The sequence below is a fragment of the Acinetobacter sp. ACNIH3 genome (assembly GCF_002918965.1).
In the GTDB taxonomy this organism is placed as follows: domain Bacteria; phylum Pseudomonadota; class Gammaproteobacteria; order Pseudomonadales; family Moraxellaceae; genus Acinetobacter; species Acinetobacter schindleri.
In genome coordinates, this window is sequence record NZ_PQLP01000024.1 from 14,184 (window position 1) to 35,233 (window position 21,050).

Here is a 21,050-nt window from a genome sequence, read left to right on the forward strand (position 1 = left end):
AAACTATTACATTGCCTTAATTTGGAGTTAATTCCGATTACTGTTTGAACTTTGGATTCTTTTCCGCACGCTTGAGCAGAACCAGGACGGCGCCAGTACCGCCTTGATTTTCAGGTGCGCTGACAAAGGCCAAAACATCACGGTGTTGACGCAGCCAGCCATTTACGTAGGTCTTTAAAATGGCTTCCGGACCTTTACCATGTACGATCTTGATCACGTTCTGGTTTTCATCTTTCGCCATCTGGATGATTTGTAAGACGGCAACACGTGCTTCTTCCACGGTACAACCATGCAGATCGACTGCTTCATACCAGCGCAGATTGCCGGCTTTCAGATCTTCAAAGACTTTATGCTGTAAGGTCGCAATGCGATAGCTCAGCGCAGCCTGACTTCCGACTGGATTCAGCATGGCCTGGGTATCAGAAAGGGCAGTTTCATCAGTCTGCATCGGACCTTCAGCAGCAGCACGTTTGGCGAGTATCTGTGCATCCGGTTTTTTCTTGCCGGCTTTTTCGATTTTTGCGATATTGCCATTATCGATTTTTTGTACACCCTGCATCTGTTTACGAAACAATTCCAGCTCATCAGCTTGTTCCTGTTCAGGTGTTTTCACCACAGGTGCTTCAACTTCAACGCGTGGCTGTGGATTACTGATCTGTTTTTTAAATTGCTTCAGCAAGTTAAACTGATCTTTGGAAAGCGAAGAATCGTGTTTGCTCATAATCAAAAAACATGCAAGAGGCGAAAATATTGATAAATTATAGTCCTGATTCAAGAAAATGAGAACTGTATTGCGCTGCTACTGTTTAGGTATTCTGTTCAAGTGAATATTTAATTGAAATTTAAACATGAAGATACAATAAGAACTCACACTTATGATTTGATTTTTTAGATCTTACTATTCATATAGGCAGGATGTATTTAAGTATATTCAGGCTGATATGAAATCCTTAGACTGGCTTCAGCTTCATTTATCATTGTTGTAGTGGTATTCACGGCCACTCTTCTATGTATACACTACAGTAATTCTTCGGTATTAATATGCTCGACCAGATAACCAAATCATAAATATGTCTTTTATGACATAAAGTATTGAATTATATATATGAATCAATTTATACACGCTGGATTTTAGAGAGAGATTTTAAGCTGCGGCAGAAGAGAAAAACAGATAAATTAGAAGGTCTAAAAGTTGATTCAGGGAGTGGGAAGAATCAGGGCAAAACGAATTTTGCCCTGAATTGAAAATTTTTATACAGCTTCTGGTTCACCAAACAGTTCGCGGAATGCATGATCCGGACGTGGCTGTTTCATAAAGCTTTCACCAACCAGAAAGGCATGAATATCATGTTCCTGCATCATCGCGACATCTGCAGGTGTTGCTATACCACTTTCAGTCACCAACAAGCGAGATGGATCGAGTAACTGTTTTAAACGCAGTGAGGTATTTAAATCAACATCAAAGGTCTTCAAGTTACGGTTATTTACACCCAACAGGCAGCGATCTGAAAGTTTAAGCGCACGTTCAAGTTCGGCTTCATCATGCACTTCGACTAAAACATCCAGATGATGCTCAAAAGCAGTCTTCGACATTTCTTCCAGTTGCTGATCAGACAGGCAAGCTACAATCAGCAAGATACAGTCTGCATGTAAAGCACGCGCTTCAATCACCCCATAAGGATCAATCAGGAAATCTTTACGTAAGGCTGGCAAATCACAATGCGAACGTGCAATCTGAATATTGTCATCATGGCCCTGGAAAAAGTCTACATCGGTCAAGACGGATAAACATGCAGCGCCTGCATCCTGATACTGTGCGGCAATTTCCGCTGGATTAAAATTTTCACGGATAATGCCTTTGGATGGAGACGCTTTCTTGATTTCAGCAATCACCCCCGGGCGCTTAGCCAGCAATGATTGAGTAAAGCCACGTACAGGTGTAGCAGCTTGAGCCAGCTCTTCAACATCCTTATAACTTTTTTGCTTCAGACGTGCAGCAAATTCTTCTTTTTTCCGGTCTACGATCTTACCTAGAATCGTATTTGCGATATCTACCATGATTAAAAATTCCTGCTGTCTTAGATGTCGTATTCTTTGAGCGTATTGCCAAATTCTGCCAAAATGCCCATTTTTTCTAGAGCTTGTCCCCCATAAATAATGTCATGGGCAAGGGCAACACCTTGTTTATAGCTGGTGGTTAAACCAGCTACATAGATACCTGCACCAGCATTAAGCGCCACCATATTTGCGGCTTTCTCACCAATTTCAGATTTCTTTTTGCTTAACGCGTCTTTAATCAGTTTTAAGCTGTCGGCAGCACTGTCAATGGTTAGACCTGTTAAGGTTTGAGAGGCAATATCGACCTGTTCAGGAATGATTTCCCATTCAGTAATTTCACCATTCTTGAGTTCAGCCACATAAGTTTTAGATGCTAAACTGATTTCATCTAAACCATCTTGTGAATGCACCACCATGACGTGTTCAGCACCGAGTTGCTTAAGCACTTCAGCCATTGGGCGGCACAATTCATGTGAGAAGACACCAATGACAAAGCGTTTTACTCCAGCCGGATTCGTAAGCGGGCCGAGTAAATTAAAAATACTACGGAAACCCAATTCTTTACGTGGCGCAGCGGCATATTTCATCGCTTTGTGATGATTTGGGGCGAATAAAAACCCTACACCAATTTCACGAATGCAACGTTCACTTTGCTCAAGACTCAGATCAAGGCGAATACCTGCTTGCTCTAGGACATCTGATGAACCTGATTTGCCTGATACGCCACGCCCGCCATGTTTAGCAACAGTTCCGCCTGCCGCAGCAATCACAAAACTTGCTGCAGTCGAGACATTAAATAAGTTCTGACCATCACCGCCTGTGCCAACAATATCGACCAAATATGGCAAATCGCTGACATCAATTTTCAGAGCCAATTCACGCATTACACGTGCTGCAGCGGTAATTTCATCGATGCTTTCGCCTTTTAAGCGTAGACCCATCATCAGGGCGCCAATTTGTGCATCGGTGGCTTCACCCGACATGATGCAACGCATCACGTCTTCCATTTGTGGCTGGGTCAGGTGAATGTTTTTTGTAATATGGTTTAAAGCTTGTTGAATGTTCATCATTATTTACGCATAAATTTCTAGAAAGTTTTTAAAGATTTGATGGCCATGCTGGCTCAGGATGGACTCCGGATGGAACTGCACACCTTCAACAGGCAATGTCTTATGTTTCACGCCCATGATTTCTTCCATTGAACCATCTGCTTCATTGGTCCAGCAGGTCACTTCCAGACATTCCGGCAAGGTCGCCTGATCAATCACCAGTGAGTGATAGCGCGTTGCAGAAAATGGAACAGGCAAGTTGCTAAAAATCCCTTTGTCACTGTGATACATGTCGGATAGACGGCCGTGCATGACACGTTTAGCGCGTACAATGTCACCGCCAAATGCCTGACCAATACTTTGATGGCCGAGACATACGCCTAATAGCGGAATCTTGCCAGAAAAGTGCTGAATCGCAGGAATGGAAATACCGGCTTCACTTGGAGAACATGGACCAGGACCAATGACCAGATACTTGGGTTGCCATCGCTCAATATCTTCCAAAGTCACGGCATCATTACGGACTACTTTTACTTCTTGATTTAGCTCGCCAAAATACTGGACGATGTTGTAAGTAAAGGAGTCATAGTTGTCGATCATTAAAAGCATGAGCTTAACCTATTGAAATTAATGCACTTAACTGTGCTTGAGTAATCTAGATCGTGCTTTATTGGCAGTTTTTAGTCACCTGTAAAGGCTAACTAAACTTTTGATTTCATTGTGTGAAAATAAAGCGACAATCATCATAGCAAATAATCTGAAACTACGGCGCAACAATTTGCCCAATTTTTCTGCTTAGCCAAATGAACAGGGTTGATAAGGCTCAACACATACGGTGATATAACCAAAATATAGTAAATAACTTAAAGTAAGTTAAGGTCAAAAAATATGTATACATAATTTTGATGCTTTAATTTTTTTATGAGTTGCTTTAAAAAACAACAGTTGATTAGCAGGCGGAGAAAATGGAATAGCATACCTATCATTTATTTGTCTAAAGTGACTCAATTTGGTGAGTATTTTTTTAACCTCAGGCTTTAAGAAAAACTGAATATTTGCAGTAAAATACAAAAATACCTTTTAAATCGGTTAAAAACTCACCTAAAGTTTATAAAAGCTACATAAGCTCATCATTATTTACCAGAAATAACATCTATAGTGAATTTACCGCACTGTTAAGGTGCAGTGTGAAATCTAACGAAACAAAAATCACAGAGAATGCTTGAATATAGTGCATTTAATCATACAGACAGTATAATAGGCCGAAAGTATTTCTTTCAATCCACGTATTCTCATAAGGATTTCAAGATTTTAGCTATACTTTTAAAAGTTGGTACGGTAATTGCTTAATAACTACCAACTACTAACACGCACTTCGTAAGTGCAACAAAAAACATCGGAGCAAATTGAGCATGGCGAACAAGGTCCTTCAACTCATCCAAGAAAGTGGCGCAAAATGGGTAGACTTCCGTTTTACAGACACTAAAGGTAAAGAGCAACACGTGACTTACCCAGCAGACACTATTGATGAAGATACATTTGAAGACGGTAAAATGTTCGATGGTTCTTCAATCTCTGGCTGGAAAGGTATTGAAGCGTCAGATATGATTTTACGCCCAGATGCTGAAACAGGTTTTATCGACCCGTTCTTCGCTGAGCCTACAGTTGTTGTGACTTGTGATGTCATTGAACCTTCAACTGGTCAAGGTTATGACCGTGACCCACGTTCAATCGCTCGCCGTGCAGAAGAATACCTAAAATCTACTGGTATTGGTGATACTGCATTCTTCGGTCCTGAACCAGAATTCTTCGTATTTGACGAAGTAAAATGGGAAATCGACATGTCTGGCGCTCGCCATACATTGATCGCTGAAGAGGCTGCATGGTCAACTGGTAAAGACTACGAATCAGGTAACTCTGGTCACCGTCCACGCGTTAAAGGGGGTTACTTCCCAGTTCCTCCTGTAGATTCTCACCACGATATGCGTGCAGACATGTGTGCAAAAATTGAAGAGATCATGGGTCCAGGCCGTGTAGAAGTACATCACCATGAAGTTGCATCTTGCCAGCTTGAAATCGGTGTAAGCTTCAATACAATGGTTCGTAAAGCAGACGAAGTACAACAGTTTAAATATGCTGTTTGGAACGTTGCGCACCAATACGCTAAAACTGCGACTTTCATGCCTAAACCAATGGTAGGCGACAATGGTTCTGGTATGCACGTTCACATGTCAATCTCTAAAGATGGCAAGAACCTGTTTGCTGGTGATGAATATGCAGGCCTTTCAGAAATGGCGTTGTACTTCATCGGTGGTGTAATTAAACATGCCCGTTCTTTGAATGCGATCACTAACCCTTCTACAAACTCGTATAAGCGTTTGGTTCCACATTTCGAAGCACCGATTATGCTTGCTTACTCAGCGCGTAACCGTTCTGCATCTATCCGTATTCCTTACGTGTCTAGCCCGAAAGGCAAGCGTATTGAAGCGCGTTTTCCAGATCCAATGATGAACCCGTACCTAGGTTTCGCGGCATTGTTGATGGCTGGTCTTGACGGTATTCAAAACAAGATCCACCCAGGTGAAGCTGCTGACAAGAACTTGTACGATCTTCCACCGGAAGAAGAAGCAAAAATCCCTACAGTGGCGCATAGCCTGGATATGGCGCTTGAAGCACTTCAAGCGGATCATGATTACCTGTTAAAAGGTGGCGTGTTCACGAAAGAAATGCTTGATGCTTATATCGAGCTTAAAACTGAAGAAGTTCGTCGTCTAAACACGACTACTCACCCAGTTGAATTTGATATGTACTACAGCTTGTAATTCATCACGAATTAAAGCGAAGAAAACCCGCGCATGTCGCGGGTTTTTTTGTATCATCTATTTATAATTTTAAATGATTGATGGGCTTAAATGGCACAACGTAAAAAGCACACCAGCTTTTATCCATGGATTGATCCAAAAGATCATAACAAAGGTTTTAAGTTGAACTTCTCTGAAGTGACTTATCTTGAAGTGGGGCGGACTCCCGAGGGTTATAAGCAGGCTCAATTTGTGGCGCTGAAAAATCCTGAAATAGCGCTGGATTATGCTTATCCAGAATCATTTTATTTGAGTGCTGAAGGTTTTATTTTAATTAAAACCCCGCAAGGCAAATATGAAATCATTGCAAAAACAGATAACTGTTAACAATGAATAGTCGTTCTAGAAATCAAAATCAGCGTGTGTTGCTGTCAACTCTGCCTGTTGAGTTAAAACCGTGGCTGTATGCATCGGGTTCACTCACGCAACAACTGACCGATTTGGCGCAAGGACAATTCCATGTCGAGCCAATTCAAGAGCATTTTCAGCGTTTAGGCTTTGCCAATGCCAAATGGATGCAGATGTCACATCAGCATACTTCCTGGGTGCGTGAAAGTTATCTCTACGGCTCGGAACAGTCTCCTTGGGTGAAAGCCAAAAGCATCTTTCCGATTTTAAGCCTGCAAAAAAAAGCCCGAATTTTTCAGCATATTGGCACCAAACCGATTGGCTTGTTTCTGTTTCAGCGCACCAATCCACTCTGCCAGCGTCGGGTGGTACTTTTAGATGAGGGCTGGACCCGTCAGAGCTGCTATACTTGGCACGGCTGTAAATTTATCGTACAAGAAACATTTTTACCGGCATTTGAACACTTTATACAAAATTCACGGGCTTGATTTTTATGGCAACCGCACAAGCAATCACCTGGCGTGAGCGTCTTAGCGCCTATTATTATCTTTGTCGTTTTGATAAACCGATTGGCACTGAACTGGTCTTTTGGCCTACCATGTGGGCGCTGTGGATTGCCGCTCAGGGAATGCCACGTATTGAAATTTTAATTCCCATGATTTTGGGTGTGATTTTTATGCGGGCGGCAGGCTGTGCCATTAATGATTTTGCTGACCGTAAAGTTGATGCGCATGTGGAGCGAACAAAAACACGTCCACTGGCAACTGGAATCATTAGTGGTAAAGAAGCAGTGATGGTGTTCCTGGTGCTGGTGGCTGCTAGTGCCTGCTTACTGTTCTTCTTACCGATTGAAACGTTCTATTGGTCATTTGGGGCTTTATTTCTAGCTTTGATTTATCCTTTTATGAAACGCTATACGCATTTACCGCAGGTATTCTTGGGTGCGGCATTTTCATGGTCCATTCCCATGGCTTATACCGCAGTAGGGCAGACTCCGGATTTAACCTGCTGGTTGCTGTATTTTGGTAATCTGGCCTGGACTGTAGCATATGACACCCAATATGCAATTACCGATCGTGAATATGACTTGAAAATTGGCGTGAAATCGACTGCCATTTTATTTGGTCAATATGATATTCAAATCATCAGTGTACTGCAGGTCATTAGTCTTGTTTTGATTGGCACAGCCTTATGGGTCGAAGGCTTACTCGTTCCATTTGGCTTGATTGGTTTAATTGCGGTAGCAATCGATTTTGCTTACCAGTGGTTAAAAACCAGAGACAAAGATCCGCAGCGCTGTTTCTGGGTTTTTCGGCATAACCGTTGGGTTGGCCTGATGATTTTCCTGGGAATTTTTGCTGCACTTCTGTAACTGCATACTGTCAATTCATAACAAAAGCATCCTATAAGGGTGCTTTTTTTTATGATTAATTCAAATCTGCTCCATGAAAAAGATTAACAACAATAAGGGATTAGAATATGAATAGCATAATGAAAAACGGTTTCAAAAAAACTTGTCTGGCGGTCATATGTTCAATGACATTGTTAATGACAGCATGTAATGACGATGATGATGATTCGTTTCGCCCCCAGGAAAGGGTATTTTTAAATCAGCAGTCGTATGATGCAGATACCTTACCTGAAGCTTCAGATATTCAAGTCATACGCTATAACATGCCAAATGTACGAGGTGAGCGTGCTGAAGCGACAGCCATGGTTTTTTATCCAAATACACCTCAACCTCAAGATGGTTGGAGGGTTGTGGTTTGGGAACATGGTACAGTCGGTAGCGGTGATTCTTGTGCACCAAGTAATAACCAGCTGAATAATAATTTTAAAGGACTGGCTAGCAGCTTGCTTGCACAGGGATATGTGATCGTTGCACCTGATTATGAAGGGCTAGGTACTCGTGGGATTCATCCTTATTTAAACTTAAAAAGTGCTGCACAATCGGCTATCTATGCTGTAAGAGCCTTTAAAGAACAACAAGGAAATCGATTTAATGGTGCTTGGGTCTCAGTGGGACAATCACAAGGAGGGCATGCATCACTTGCTACAGCACAGTTTGCTGATGAAGATCCAAATTATAAGGCAGCGGTTGCAGCAGCTCCGGCTTCAAGTCTGGGTTATATTATTAGTGAAGTTGCACCGCAAGCGCTAAATGGTCTAGTTGAGGCGGGGCAAGATGATGTGGCAAAAGCAGTCTATGCGGAATTGCTTGCTTACGCCGCCTATGTGGCAGTAGGCATTAAAGCCTATGAACCAAACTTTAATTATCGCAATATATTTTCAGATCGTGCAGGGATTGTGGCTGAAAAAGCAGAAGGCACGACTGGAGAAAATGGGCTTTGCCTAGGGCCACTGATTACTGAATATATTCAAGATATTGATAATTATTTGGTTAATAATCCGGAACAAACTGTTATTGACTATCCGGGATTGGTAGAAAACTTCCAGAATAATCTGTCCGTAGAAAAGTTCCTTGATAATAATCAGCCTGCAACTGAAAAAATTAATGTTCCTGTGATGATCATTCAAGGTACTCGGGATATGGCTGTCCCGTATCCGGTAACTGATGGCTTGCAGCAAGGCTTAAAAGATATGGGTACTGCAGTGACTTTTGTACCGGTAGTTGGTGCTTCACATACTGAGGCCATTGTACTAAGTAGAGACCAGTTAGTAAGTTTCATTAATACTCATATGCCTTCAGGTATTTCTGTGAGTCCTTAATCAAAAAAAGGAGCTTCGGCTCCTTTTTTTATTTGTTATCTTGCTAAGTCTTGAGCAATCATCTGAGTTTGTTATAGTGGCTCAAGATTTTAGATCAAGAGTATAGGTTTGTTATGTCGCAACAGACAAAAACCCGCAGTGTCAAGAAACTGGTTATTTTTGGAACCCTGGCTTTATGTATTCCAATCTTTTTGGTCACGATGGCATTTCTGGCTGTAAATAGTGATGCCAAAAATCAGGAAAGGTATAAACAGCAGCAGGCTGAAATGATCGCCCGAATTGAAGCACGAGAGGCAGCTGAGAGAAAGCAGGCAGTGGAACAGCAAACAAATGTTGAAACAGATGTGCAGGCAGCCTCAGAGGCCAATATTCAGCAATAAGTATTTTATATAAATTTATTATCTTAAATCCCGTTGTAGTTGTCTGATGCTCGGTATTTCCGTGTATCGGACAACGGTATAGCCTGCTGCAATCAGCATGGCATCGCGTTCTGCATCTTCCTTTTCTTTGCCAAGATGACTCGGATCATCGAGCTCTACAATTGCAACGACATTATATTCCCGGTCCATCACTACAAAGTCAGTCACCTTGCGATTGATTTTACTCCGCATATTCATCTGGTCATGAGTAATCAAGGCACTGAAAGCAACTTGTGCCAAAATATGATGATGGGGAAAAGCATCTTTGAGACGAGTAAACATCCTGCTTTCAAAGGCAGTAATGACACGTTTGGGGTGAAATTTTTGCTGGCCGGTAAACAGGTGCGGGAAGAGCAGGCAAAATAAGGCGAAACTTGCCAGACAGCCAATCACAAAAAAATAATCTGACTCAAATGAAACACAGCAGAACTTAGGGCAAATAAAAAACCCACTTCATAATGAGTGGGTTCTTCGAGAATCTTGGCTCTCCCACCTGGGCTCGAACCAGGGACCTGCGGATTAACAGTCCGTCGCTCTACCGACTGAGCTATGGGAGAATAGATTGGCTCTCCAACCTGGGCTCGAACCAGGGACCTGCGGATTAACAGTCCGTCGCTCTACCGACTGAGCTATTGGAGAATCTGAAAGCGATTATAGAGAGATTTAAAAAGGGGTCAAGGCACTTTTAGAAAAAAGCTGTAGAAATTGAATCAAGTGTTTTAAAAATAGTCGAAAAGGTTTTTAGTTCAAACTGTTATATTTAGGTAAAACAGGCCAGCGGTCAGATTTTAATAAGCCTTAATTCTTGTAAATGATCTGAAATGTCGGAAATGATGTGGAACAGTGCATGTAGATCAATATGATTTAAATCTAAAAATATAGATATAAAAAAAGCCCACTTCGCAATGAGTGAGCTTTCTGGAATTCTGGCTCTCCCACCTGGGCTCGAACCAGGGACCTGCGGATTAACAGTCCGTCGCTCTACCGACTGAGCTATGGGAGAATAGATTGGCTCTCCAACCTGGGCTCGAACCAGGGACCTGCGGATTAACAGTCCGTCGCTCTACCGACTGAGCTATTGGAGAATCTGATCGGCATTTTAGGGAGGAATCGGCAGGTCGTCAATCAATTAATGTAAAGAAATGAATTGTTTGCTTTATAAATATTCATTTAGAGCCTAAAAATAAAAAAATCACCCACGAGGGGTGATTTTTTAGACTGGAAACAAAGAATTATTTCTCAACACCAGCAGCTTGACCTGCATATTTCGCATTTGCGTAGTCCCAGTTCACCAAGCTTTCCAGGAAAGTAGAGATGTATTTAGGACGAGCATTGCGGTAGTCGATGTAGTAAGCGTGTTCCCAAACGTCAATTGTCAACACAGCAATTTTACCGTGTGCCATTGGAGTATCAGCATTAGACGTTTTAAGAATAGAAAGGTTGCCGTTAACTTCGTCAGCGACTAACCAAGCCCAACCTGAACCGAATTGAGTTGCAGCAGCATTGGCAAATTCTTCAGCGAATTTTTCGTAAGAACCGAAAGCTTCATCAATTTTCGCAGCCAATGGGCCAGTTGCAGCACCACCGCCATTTTTTGCCATACAGTTCCAGTAGAACGTGTGGTTCCAAACTTGTGCAGCGTTATTGAAGATACCTGCTTTAGATGAATCGCCAGCAGAAGCCAGGATGATTTCTTCTAGAGTTTTGCCTTCAAGCTCAGTACCAGCGATCAGGTTGTTCAGGTTAACCACGTAAGTATTGTGGTGTTTGTCGTGATGGTATTCTAAAGTTTCTTTGCTAATGTGTGGAGCAAGATCTTCGTAGCCGTAAGGTAATGCTGGTAAAGTAATGGTTGTCATGTTTTCAATTCCTTGCATTTTGCTGGGTTTTGACAATAAGTGGCTTTATTGTAATAGAAAAACAGGCAGAAATGCGCATTGCAGATAAATAAGAATACAGAATAAAGCCTGAAATTATACGTATAAAGCCACTGTCAAATACCGTCAGGTGAAATTAAATCGGATTGTTTAATTCGAAATAACTATACTCAATATTGAACTGCTGGGAAATAGCTTTTGCAAGGCGTTGAACACCATATTTCTCGGTTGCATGGTGACCACAGGCATAATAATGCACATCCAGTTCCTGAGCTTCATAGAAGGTCCGTTCAGACACTTCACCAGAAATATAGGCATCACAGTTCTGTGCTGCAGCTTTTTGAATATAATCCTGCGCACCTCCAGTACAGAAACCAACTTTACGAATTTTAGGTTTGTCTGCTGGTAAATGAATCGCATCAAAGCCCAATTTTTCAGAAACATAAGCCTTAAATTGCTCTGGTGTCATGGCCTGTTTTAAATAGCCAATATTGCCTATTGGACGACGTTCATTTGGATCTAATTGTTCCAGATTTTCCAGTTCCAGCAGGTCGGCAACTGCAGCATTATTTCCCAAAGTAGGATGACTGTCTAAAGGCAGGTGATAGCCAACCAGTGAAATATCATGTTGAATTAGTGTCTTAATCCGTTTACCGCGCATGCCAGTAATTGGGTAAGGTTCACCCTTCCAGAAATAGCCATGATGTACCAGTAGGAGATCCGCGCCCTGAGCAATTGCGGCTTCGATGGCTCCTTGAGAAGCAGTCACAGCACACAGAATTTTATTGACCTCAGCCTTACCTTCAATTTGCAAACCATTTGGGGCATAGTCCTTGAATTCATGTGCAATCAGCGTTTGGTCGCACCATTGAATAATGTCCTGCAATCTGGCCATAAATTTCTCTCTAAACCTTTCAATTGTTATCATCAAAACATATTTTGAATTGTAACTAAAGCAGCACAAATCTCTTTTGCTTTTTTTATGTTTAGTTTTGTGTTTAGCTTTACAATAGAGCACAAATTGCTTAGTCATCAATAAATTAAAAATATTGTCAGAGGATAATAACGTGCGTCGGACCTTTACATGGTTACCTTGGGTGTTGCTGATCTTAGTGATCATCGTCTTTCTAGGTTGGCAACAGTTGCAAAAGCCAAAAGCACCTGTTGCGCCAGATGGCGTCAAAATGCCTGCTGAAAAAGTTGAACCATTACTGGATACTTCACGTGCTGGTGGGGTGGTTTCTTATAGCGCTGCGGTGAAAGTGGCTGCACCGGCTGTAGTAAATATCTTTACCACACAAAAAGTGAAGAGACAGGATAATCCTTTACTGAATGATCCTGTGTTCCGTGAGTTTTTCGGTGATCAGTTACCAGAACAGTTCTCTCAGGGGCCAAATGAAAACAGCCTGGGTTCAGGCGTAATTGTGCGTGCAGATGGTTATATTCTGACGAATAATCATGTGATTGCGCAGGCTGACCAAATCATTGTCGCCTTAAATGATGGCCGCCGTGCTGAAGCAGAAGTGATTGGGACTGATCCAGATACCGACCTGGCAGTGATCAAGATTGAACTGGATAAATTACCGGTATTGCCATTTAAACTGAGTGGTAATGAAGTCGGTGATGTCGTTCTGGCGATTGGTAATCCGTTCGGTGTGGGTCAAACCGTGACGCAGGGGATTATTTCTGCGACGGGTCGTTCTGATCTGGGTATCAATACCTATGAAGACTTTATCCAGACGGATGCAGCAATTAATCCAGGAAACTCAGGTGGTGCCCTGATTGATGTTTCAGGGAATCTGATTGGGGTGAATACGGCAATTTTCTCTCAGTCTGGCGGTTCATTAGGTATTGGTTTTGCAATTCCAGCCAAGGTTTGTCAGCAGATCATGAATGCCATTTTGAAAGATGGCCGTGTAGTGCGTGGCTGGTTAGGTATTAGCTTGTTGCCTCCACAACGAAATGATGTAATGAAACCATCCGAACAGGGCGTGACTGTGGCAGAAGTATTGCCAAATGGTCCTTCCGCCCAAGCAGGTATTCAGCGCGGTGATAAGATAATCATGGTCAATGACGAACAGATTACTTCAGCCTCACATCTGATTAACTATGTAGCTCTGCAAGCTCCAGGTAGTAAAATTAGGATTGAAGTGGAACGTGAAGGTAAAAAACAGGATCTAGAGGTTGTGGTGGGTGAACGTAAACAGCAGCAAAATACATCATCGCAATATATTCCTTTACCAGAATAAAATTTAAATCGCTTAAAAAATCTCTCCTGGTGAGGGATTTTTTTATGACCAATTTTTATTTTTGGTTTACAAAACACGAATATTTTATGTGATTTAAATCATTTAATTTCATTGAATAAAATCAAAAAAGAGTAAAAACAATGAGTTTTATGACTGCGGACCAGGCCAAAGTTTTATCGAATGTAGCCAACTTGAATATTGAAATGTATAAGCCCCGTTTGGCTCAATTAATTGAGGATAATGCCCGACAAGGCAATACTGCTGTATTGACAGTATTTCCAAAACATTTGCCTTTAGAAGAGATCCGTGGTCTTTCGGCAGAACTGACTGAACTGGGCTATAACGTACGTTTTGAGGTGCAGGAATTTTATTATCGCTTTAATGTCTACTGGCTATAATTTTATCAATTGTTCAAAAATAGTCTTATTCAGGCATATATTTTGCTGTATTCATCTCATAGTTCAAATATGAGAGTTTTATGTCTTTGTTTATTCACTCTGCAGCACAGGCACATGCGCCTTATATAGTGCTTTCCTCCGGATTGGGCGGACATGCCAGCTTCTGGAATCCTCAAATTAAAGCCTTACAGCAAAATTTTCATGTGGTGACCTATGATCAGGAAGGTTGTCATTCGGATTCTGAACTCTTGCCAACGCCTTATTCCGTAGATCATATGGCCCGGCAGATTCTGGATTTATTGATCAATGAGGATATTTGCGAGTTTCATTTTATTGGACATGCATTGGGTGGGCATATTGGCATGCAACTGGCGACCTATCAGGCGGAGAAAAAATTTAGGTTGCTGAGTCTGACCATGTTGAATGCCTGGGGAGAACTGGACTCACATACCCAGAAATGTTTTCAGGCAAGGACTTCTTTATTGTTGAATAGCGGGGCAGAAGCCTATGTTCGGGCCCAAGCTTTATTTTTATATCCACCATACTGGATCTCAACACATATTGACCCATTAACCGAAGCAGAAAATAAGCAGCTCCTTGACTTTCCACCGATTCAAAATGTCTTGGCACGTTTACAGGCTGTGCAGGCTTTTAAGTTAGAGAAAGTGCATCAGCAGGCACTCAAAAATGTTCCTGTACATCTGATTGCCAATCGGGATGATTTTCTGGTGCCATATCAACGTTCACAACAACTGCAGCAGTTATTGCCACATAGCCGGTTTAATCTGCTCGAAACGGGAGCACATGCTTCTACGGTGACTGAAACTGCCTTGATCAACCAAAACATACTGCATTTTTTAAAATCAGCCTGATATTTTTAGCCAATAAATCTCTTTATTTAAGTCAGACCTTGGGTCTGACTTTTTATTTTTTCTAATGAATCATTTCTATGGTATAAGCAGGAATTTTACTGCGAATTTATACAGGTTTTGCACACGCATGAATTTTTATAAATGCACTTGAATGAAACATAGTGAGCGAAATTGATTCATGAATGAAAATAATTATTTTACTAAAAATTCAAAAAAATAAATATTAAGTTACTGAAATAAAATAAATAAATATATTTGGCACACAGATTGCAGTATTTAACTTGTAAATAAAGATCCCGAAGTGGAATCCAGATTTTGAATAAGTGTTAAAAAAAATGAGGTGTAAAAATGAAAATAGGTGTCTTCTGTCCAATTGGAAATAACGGCTGGTTACTCTCTGAAAATGCACCACAATATATGCCGACTTTTGAGTTAAATAAACAAATCGTGCAGCGCGCTGAACACTATGGTTTCGATTTCGCACTTTCCATGATCAAGTTGCGTGGCTTTGGTGGCAAGACTGAATTCTGGGAACATAACCTGGAAACTTTCACCCTGATGGCTGGCCTTGCTGCTGTTACCAGCAAAATTCAAATTTATGCAACAGCTGCAACTCTAGTCATGCCACCTGCAATTGTAGCGCGCATGGCATCTACCATTGATTCGATTTCTAATGGCCGATTTGGGCTAAATGTAGTAACTGGCTGGCAGCCGCCTGAATACACCCAAATGGGCATGTGGCCAGGCAACGACTATTTTGGTAAACGCTATGAATATCTGTCGGAATACGTACAAATCCTGCGTGAGCTTTGGGCAACCGGAAAATCAGACTTTAAGGGCGAACATTTTCAGATGGAAGATTGCCGGGTCAGCCCGCGCCCACAAGCCGACATGAAAATCATCTGTGCTGGTCAGTCGGATGCCGGTCTGGAATTTTCTGCGCAATATGCCGACTACAACTTTGTCTTTGGTAAAGGGCTGAATACTCCAACGGCTTATGCAGAAATTAATGATCGCTTAAAAGAAAAAACTGACCTTACTGGCCGTGATGTGCAGACGTATGTACTGTTTATGGTGATTGCTGCTGAAACCGATGAAGAAGCGCAAGCCAAATGGCAGCACTATAACGATGGCGCCGACATGGAAGCGATTAACTGGCTAATGAATCAGGGCGGTAAAGATACCACTTCAGGTGCAGATACCAATATCCGTCAAATGGCTTCTAGCGTATCTCCGGTGAATATCAATATGGGAACCTTGGTGGGTTCTTATGAAAATGTGGCACGAATGTTGGATGAAATTGGCGAGATCAAGGGCACAGAAGGTGTGTTGCTGACTTTTGATGATTTTATTCAAGGGGTTGAAGATTTTGGTCAAAAAATCCAGCCACTGATGAAATGTCGTGAGCATATTGTGCTTGAAGATACAGTACCGGTTCTGGAGAAAAGCGCATGAGTGAATCTGTAGTTACTGCTGGGTTTACTGAAAAACTCGGCACAGGCAAGACCTTGAAAGCGGAACCAGAAGCAATTTGTCTTGCACCAGAACAGACTGCCCTGATTGTGATTGACATGCAGAATGCTTATACCTCGCAGGGTGGCTATCTGGATCTGGCGGGTTTTGATGTCTCAAAGACCAAACCCGTGGTCGAAAATATAATAAAAGCAGTCGATGCTGCGCATGCGGCCGGTATTCAGGTCATCTATTTTAAAAATGGCTGGGATGCGGAATATAAGGAAGCAGGTGGTACGGATTCTCCAAATTTCCATAAATCCAATGCTTTAAAGACCATGCGCAAACAACCTGAATTGCAAGGAAAGTTATTGGCCAAAGGCGGTTGGGATTTTGAGCTGATTGATGAGTTAAAGCCACTGCCACAAGACCTGGTAATTGAAAAGCCACGTTATAGCGGTTTCTTTAATACCGCGCTGGACAGCATGTTGCGTGTCCGAGGTATTCGCAATCTGGTCTTTGTCGGGATTGCCACCAACGTTTGTGTGGAATCGACGCTACGTGATGGCTTCTTCTTGGAGTATTTCGGTGTAGCACTTGCCGATGCCTGCTATCAGGCAGGTCCAGTCGAAGCGCATGAAGCCAGTCTGTATAACATCAAGACCTTCTTTGGCTGGGTGTCAGATACTGCAAATTTTGTCGAGACTTTTCAAAAAGAAAGTGAGTCACTAAAAGAAACTAAATTAACCGTAAGCGCATAAAGAATTAAAGATCAGAATTAAGGAAAAAAATAGTATGCCTAAAGAAATCATTATTCCAGCAGGAACATCGAAACCATTAGCACCTTATGTACCGGCAACCAAGGTAGACAATATTGTGTATGTATCCGGTACATTAGCTTTTGATGAAAATAATAATGTGGTGCATGTCGGTGATGCCGCAGCCCAGACCCGTCATATTCTGGAAACCATCAAGCGTGTGATTGAAGAAGCGGGTGGCAGCATGGATGACGTCACTTTCAATCATGTGTTTGTCAAAGACTGGGCAGATTATGCAGCAATTAATACCGTTTATGCAGAGTATTTTCCGGGAGATAAACCGGCACGATATTGCGTACAGACGGGCTTAGTCAAACCTGATGCGCTGGTCGAAATCGCCTCGATTGCTCATGTATAAGCCGAACCACCTGATTCAATTTCATCTATATCAGCCCTAAGTCTGTCACTGAAAACTGACTTGGGGCGGAGGAGAACAGCATGAATGCCAAACTATCTAAAATCATCACAGAGACAGTTGCAGAAAATAAAGCATTAAATAAGGTTTTGGCGACTAACGCATCTGGTGAAAGCTTTACCCAAGTCGATCAGCAGATTTTCCGTCAGGGCATGTCTAATCTAGGTGCTGCAGTGAATGTCATTACCACGCAAGGCGATGCAGGAATGGCTGGATTTACCGCTTCGGCCGTATGTAGCGTGACGGATACACCACCAACGTTACTGGTGTGCCTGAACCGTTCTGCGTCAGTCTATGAAACCTTTAAAAAGAATCAGGTGTTGTGTGTGAATACCCTAGCTTCACATCAGCAGCATCTATCCAATCTGTTTGGTGGAAAAACACCGATGGCAGAGCGTTTCAGTCAGGGGAACTGGAAAACTTTGCTGACCCAGTCACCTGTACTTGAGGATGCCTTGGTCAGTTTTGATTGTGAGGTGGTGCAGCAAGTATCTATAGGCAGTCATGACGTGCTGTTCTGTGAAGTGAAAGCCATGTGCCAGCGTCAAGGCAATGCGCTGATGTACTTTAACCGTTCTTACTGTGAGCCACACAAAATGTGCTAAATCAATTCAATCCTAATCAAGGAGGGGAAGCCGATGCAAGAAAAAGAAACGTGGTTTCCAAAATTTAAGCCTTACCAAGGCAATCTCGATACCACACCCGTGCAAACAGATGAATATCTGCCTGCTGGAAAAAGTATTATTCTCGGGTTGCAGCATGTGTTTGCCATGTTTGGCGCAACCGTGCTGGCACCCTTATTAATGGGGTTTGATCCCAATCTCACGATTTTCATTACCGGGATTGGGACCATTTTATTTTTCCTGATCACGGGCGGTCGATTGCCTAGTTATCTGGGATCCAGCTTTGCCTTTATTGGTGCGGTCGTCGCAGTTACAGGTTATTCCGGAGTTGGTGCGAATCCTAATATCGGACTGGCGCTTGGCGGTACCATTGCTTGCGGTATTGTCTATGCCTTGATTGGCCTGCTGGTCATGAAAACCGGTACCAACTGGATTGAAAAACTGATGCCACCGGTGGTCACTGGTGTAATCGTGATGATTATCGGTTTGAACCTGGCTCCAGTGGCAATCAAAAGCGTTTCAGCGAACCAGTTTGATTCCTGGATGGCATTAATCACTATTATCTGTATCAGTGTGATTGCTGTATTTACACGAGGAATGGTACGCCGTCTGTTATTGTTATTGGGCTTATTATCTTCCTATCTGATTTACTTCCTTTTCACCAATGTGATGGGCTTCGGACCTGCAATTGATTTTACCAAGGTCAGTGAAGCGGCATGGTTTGGTTTGCCGAATTTCCAGAGTCCAGTCTTTGAAATGAATGCCATGCTGATGATTGCACCAGTGGCAATTATCTTGGTTGCAGAAAATCTAGGGCACTTTAAGGCAGTCTCTGCGATGACCGGTAAAAACCTGTCTCCATATATGGGTCGTGGTTTCTTTGCTGATGGGGTGTGTACTTCATTGTCCGCTTCTGTCGGTGGTACGGGGATGACCACTTATGCCGAAAATATCGGTGTCATGGCAGTCACCAAAGTTTATGCAACGACTGTATTTGTCTTTGCTGGTATCTTCGCCATTTTGCTCGGACTTTCACCTAAATTCGGTGCAGTGATCAGTACCATTCCAGTGGCCTTGTTGGGTGGTGCATCGATTGTCGTATTTGGTCTGATTACTGTGGCTGGTGCGAAAATCTGGGTAGATAACCGTGTTGATTTCACCAAGAACAGTACGCTGATTATTGGTGCAGTCTGTCTGATCATGGGCACAGGCAACTATAGCTTGCAGATTGGTGGTTTTGATCTGGGGGGTATTGGTACCGCAACTTTAGCTGCAATTCTATTAAATCTATTCCTGAGCCGTGGTGAAGATAAAGAATTGCCAGCCTCTAAACCAGTTGAAACCGTAACTGAGGTCGAGGCTAAGCCAGTCGCTTAATATGAGGAGTATTTTTTGAGTCATACAGTTGCATTTTTAGGGCTCGGGGCAATGGGCTGGCATATGGCCTCCCATTTGCCAAAACTCGGACATCAGGTTTGGGTCTGGAACCGGACTGAACAGAAAGCGCTAGATCATGCGAAATGTTTCAGAACTCAGGCAGTGGGTATTGAACAGGCGGTTCAGGCAGATTTTATTTTTTCTTGCTTGCCGACCAGTCAGGATGTGGAAGCGTTAATTGCGACACATCCACCTAAATCCGGTGCAATCTGGATTGACTGTACCAGCGGTGTACCGGAATCGGCACAAAAACTGGCAAAACGATTGGAGCAACAGGGAAGCTATTACCTGGATGCTCCGGTATCCGGTCAGACTGTTGGGGCAGAAAAAGGGACTTTAACCGTGATGGTGGGAGGAAATGAAGCTGCCTTTGAACAAGCTAAACCGATCATTGCTGCTTTTGCTGGCTTGATTGAATATGTGGGAGAAAGCGGTTCTGGTTTTGCAGTGAAAGCTGTTAATAATACTTTGATGGCGACGCATTTATGGGCACTGGCTGAAGGCTTGACTGTACTGAAAGGACAGGGCGTTGATTTAAGCAGTGCACTGAACTGTATTAATCATTCCAGTGGTAAAAGCAGCATGTCGGAAAATATCATGGCACAGCGTGTACTGAGCCGTGAGTTTCACAAGACCTTTGCACTGGATCTATTGCAGAAAGATATTGGTATTGCCTTGGAACTGGTGCAGCAACAGCAACTGGATTTAACGGTGATGTCTCTGATTCAGCAGGAGTTTCAGCAGATTGCCAAGCCACAGGCCAGCCAGCTGGATTTCTCCGCTGCGGTGCAAGGCTTGGAGCAACGTACGCAAATTGAATTAAGAGGATAATCTTTTCAAACAATATATAAGACAGTGTTAAAGAAGTTATAGCTATAGATATATCAGTTTAAAATTTAAAAAGCCGGGAATTTTAATTCCCGGCTTTATTTATTCATTAGGCAGCTCAATAGCCTAAATAAATCTTAATTCTCTTGATTCGCCTGATATTCCTGAAGCACTTCAAGCGCTGCACGGAAGGCTTCCTGAGTGGCAGGGGCACCGCAGTAAGGCAGACTATGTAATAGTACTTCCTGAATTTCTTCAACTGTCGCACCGTTATTCAAGGCGCCACGAACATGGCCTTTTAATTCAGTCGGGCTTTTTTGCGCGGTAAGAAAAGCAATGGTAATTAAAGAACGGTATTTACGTGGTAACACACCTTCACGTTGCCAGGTCGAGCCCCAGGCATGTTCATTAATCCAGTCCTGCAAAGGCTGGGTAAAAGGAACTGTATTGTCCTGAGCACGTTTTACGAAGCTTTCACCCATCACTTCACTACGGACTTTCAAGCCATTTTCATAATCTTGTTGTGACATCATTGACCCTCAATTTTATTATGGGTCTAGCTTAACGTTTTATATCTTAAATACCATCGTGCAATAGTCGTAAAAAAGTGGCTGAA

General features: G+C 42.5%; 22 protein-coding genes, 4 tRNA genes and 1 pseudogene. 15 read left to right on the forward strand and 12 right to left on the reverse strand.

Annotated elements, in window-relative coordinates; genetic code table 11:
* Window positions 1-37: 37 nt before the first annotated feature.
* The 4 genes from C3420_RS10570 to C3420_RS10585 all read right to left on the reverse strand — a co-directional run bounded on the left by C3420_RS10570 (window position 38) and on the right by C3420_RS10585 (window position 3,716).
* Complete coding sequence (locus C3420_RS10570) at window positions 38-721, reverse strand: Smr/MutS family protein (RefSeq protein ID WP_103800434.1); 684 nt, start codon at window positions 719-721, stop codon at window positions 38-40.
* Between the two features lie 530 nt (window positions 722-1,251).
* A complete protein-coding gene (gene trpC / locus C3420_RS10575; protein ID WP_103800435.1) occupies window positions 1,252-2,058 on the reverse strand; it encodes an indole-3-glycerol phosphate synthase TrpC in 807 nt (268 codons plus the stop codon).
* A gap of 20 nt (window positions 2,059-2,078) precedes the next feature.
* Window positions 2,079-3,125, reverse strand: a complete 1,047-nt coding sequence (trpD, locus tag C3420_RS10580) for an anthranilate phosphoribosyltransferase (RefSeq protein WP_103800453.1) — start codon at window positions 3,123-3,125, stop codon at window positions 2,079-2,081.
* A 6-nt stretch (window positions 3,126-3,131) separates the two neighbouring features.
* Window positions 3,132-3,716, reverse strand: a complete 585-nt coding sequence (locus C3420_RS10585) for an anthranilate synthase component II (RefSeq protein ID WP_103800436.1) — start codon at window positions 3,714-3,716, stop codon at window positions 3,132-3,134.
* An 803-nt stretch (window positions 3,717-4,519) separates the two neighbouring features.
* Here C3420_RS10585 and glnA point away from each other — a divergent pair.
* From glnA to C3420_RS10615, 6 genes are all read left to right on the forward strand, one after another.
* Window positions 4,520-5,929, forward strand: a complete 1,410-nt coding sequence (gene glnA / locus C3420_RS10590; RefSeq protein ID WP_103800437.1) for a type I glutamate--ammonia ligase — start codon at window positions 4,520-4,522, stop codon at window positions 5,927-5,929.
* Between the two features lie 90 nt (window positions 5,930-6,019).
* Window positions 6,020-6,295: a hypothetical protein gene (locus C3420_RS10595; RefSeq protein ID WP_004279642.1), complete on the forward strand. Its 276-nt coding sequence runs from the start codon at window positions 6,020-6,022 to the stop codon at window positions 6,293-6,295.
* A gap of 2 nt (window positions 6,296-6,297) precedes the next feature.
* Window positions 6,298-6,804 carry a chorismate--pyruvate lyase family protein gene (locus tag C3420_RS10600; RefSeq protein ID WP_071851873.1) on the forward strand — a complete coding sequence of 169 codons (507 nt, stop codon included), beginning with the start codon at window positions 6,298-6,300 and terminating at the stop codon, window positions 6,802-6,804.
* A gap of 5 nt (window positions 6,805-6,809) precedes the next feature.
* Window positions 6,810-7,688 (forward strand): 4-hydroxybenzoate octaprenyltransferase, encoded by an 879-nt coding sequence (gene ubiA, locus C3420_RS10605; RefSeq protein WP_103800438.1) that lies wholly within the window; start codon window positions 6,810-6,812, stop codon window positions 7,686-7,688.
* 119 nt (window positions 7,689-7,807) lie between these two features.
* A complete protein-coding gene (locus tag C3420_RS10610) occupies window positions 7,808-9,046 on the forward strand; it encodes an alpha/beta hydrolase family protein (RefSeq protein ID WP_171294469.1) in 1,239 nt (412 codons plus the stop codon).
* A 113-nt stretch (window positions 9,047-9,159) separates the two neighbouring features.
* A complete protein-coding gene (locus C3420_RS10615; protein ID WP_103800440.1) occupies window positions 9,160-9,426 on the forward strand; it encodes a hypothetical protein in 267 nt (88 codons plus the stop codon).
* Window positions 9,427-9,444: 18 nt separating this feature from the next.
* On the opposite strand, the pseudogene C3420_RS10620 reads toward C3420_RS10615, so the two are convergent.
* The 7 genes and pseudogenes from C3420_RS10620 to C3420_RS10650 all read right to left on the reverse strand — a co-directional run bounded on the left by C3420_RS10620 (window position 9,445) and on the right by C3420_RS10650 (window position 12,237).
* Window positions 9,445-9,917, reverse strand: a pseudogene (locus C3420_RS10620) (DUF2726 domain-containing protein).
* A 29-nt stretch (window positions 9,918-9,946) separates the two neighbouring features.
* Window positions 9,947-10,022, reverse strand: a tRNA-Asn gene (locus tag C3420_RS10625).
* Window positions 10,023-10,028: 6 nt separating this feature from the next.
* Window positions 10,029-10,104, reverse strand: a tRNA-Asn gene (locus C3420_RS10630).
* A gap of 288 nt (window positions 10,105-10,392) precedes the next feature.
* Window positions 10,393-10,468 (reverse strand) — tRNA-Asn (locus C3420_RS10635).
* Window positions 10,469-10,474: 6 nt separating this feature from the next.
* Window positions 10,475-10,550, reverse strand: a tRNA-Asn gene (locus C3420_RS10640).
* Window positions 10,551-10,697: 147 nt separating this feature from the next.
* Window positions 10,698-11,324 carry a superoxide dismutase gene (locus C3420_RS10645; protein WP_004810573.1) on the reverse strand — a complete coding sequence of 209 codons (627 nt, stop codon included), beginning with the start codon at window positions 11,322-11,324 and terminating at the stop codon, window positions 10,698-10,700.
* Between the two features lie 154 nt (window positions 11,325-11,478).
* Complete coding sequence (locus C3420_RS10650) at window positions 11,479-12,237, reverse strand: Nif3-like dinuclear metal center hexameric protein (RefSeq protein WP_103800442.1); 759 nt, start codon at window positions 12,235-12,237, stop codon at window positions 11,479-11,481.
* A gap of 172 nt (window positions 12,238-12,409) precedes the next feature.
* Here C3420_RS10650 and C3420_RS10655 point away from each other — a divergent pair, with 172 nt between their 5' ends.
* The 9 genes from C3420_RS10655 to C3420_RS10695 all read left to right on the forward strand — a co-directional run bounded on the left by C3420_RS10655 (window position 12,410) and on the right by C3420_RS10695 (window position 20,437).
* Window positions 12,410-13,591 (forward strand): trypsin-like peptidase domain-containing protein, encoded by a 1,182-nt coding sequence (locus C3420_RS10655; RefSeq protein ID WP_004810569.1) that lies wholly within the window; start codon window positions 12,410-12,412, stop codon window positions 13,589-13,591.
* A gap of 140 nt (window positions 13,592-13,731) precedes the next feature.
* The gene (locus tag C3420_RS10660; protein ID WP_103800443.1) at window positions 13,732-13,989 is read left to right on the forward strand and encodes a hypothetical protein; all 258 of its coding nucleotides are present in this window, start codon (window positions 13,732-13,734) and stop codon (window positions 13,987-13,989) included.
* Between the two features lie 80 nt (window positions 13,990-14,069).
* Window positions 14,070-14,861 carry a pyrimidine utilization protein D gene (rutD, locus tag C3420_RS10665; protein WP_103800444.1) on the forward strand — a complete coding sequence of 264 codons (792 nt, stop codon included), beginning with the start codon at window positions 14,070-14,072 and terminating at the stop codon, window positions 14,859-14,861.
* Window positions 14,862-15,209: 348 nt separating this feature from the next.
* Entirely contained in the window at window positions 15,210-16,316 is a 1,107-nt protein-coding gene (gene rutA, locus C3420_RS10670) for a pyrimidine utilization protein A (protein ID WP_048881545.1), read from the forward strand.
* Window positions 16,313-17,074: a pyrimidine utilization protein B gene (gene rutB / locus C3420_RS10675; protein ID WP_103800445.1), complete on the forward strand. Its 762-nt coding sequence runs from the start codon at window positions 16,313-16,315 to the stop codon at window positions 17,072-17,074. Before rutA ends, rutB begins: the two co-directional genes overlap by 4 nt.
* Before the next feature lie 34 nt (window positions 17,075-17,108).
* Window positions 17,109-17,489 carry a pyrimidine utilization protein C gene (gene rutC, locus C3420_RS10680; RefSeq protein ID WP_103800446.1) on the forward strand — a complete coding sequence of 127 codons (381 nt, stop codon included), beginning with the start codon at window positions 17,109-17,111 and terminating at the stop codon, window positions 17,487-17,489.
* 80 nt (window positions 17,490-17,569) lie between these two features.
* Entirely contained in the window at window positions 17,570-18,151 is a 582-nt protein-coding gene (gene rutF / locus C3420_RS10685; RefSeq protein WP_103800447.1) for an NADH-dependent FMN reductase RutF, read from the forward strand.
* 33 nt (window positions 18,152-18,184) lie between these two features.
* Window positions 18,185-19,546 carry a pyrimidine utilization transport protein G gene (rutG, locus tag C3420_RS10690; protein WP_103800448.1) on the forward strand — a complete coding sequence of 454 codons (1,362 nt, stop codon included), beginning with the start codon at window positions 18,185-18,187 and terminating at the stop codon, window positions 19,544-19,546.
* Between the two features lie 51 nt (window positions 19,547-19,597).
* On the forward strand, window positions 19,598-20,437 hold the full coding sequence (locus C3420_RS10695; RefSeq protein ID WP_376745950.1) for an NAD(P)-dependent oxidoreductase: 840 nt from the start codon (window positions 19,598-19,600) through the stop codon (window positions 20,435-20,437).
* Window positions 20,438-20,571: 134 nt separating this feature from the next.
* On the opposite strand, the gene C3420_RS10700 is transcribed toward C3420_RS10695, so the two are convergent.
* A complete protein-coding gene (locus tag C3420_RS10700; protein ID WP_103800450.1) occupies window positions 20,572-20,964 on the reverse strand; it encodes a carboxymuconolactone decarboxylase family protein in 393 nt (130 codons plus the stop codon).
* Window positions 20,965-21,050: the final 86 nt, after the last annotated feature.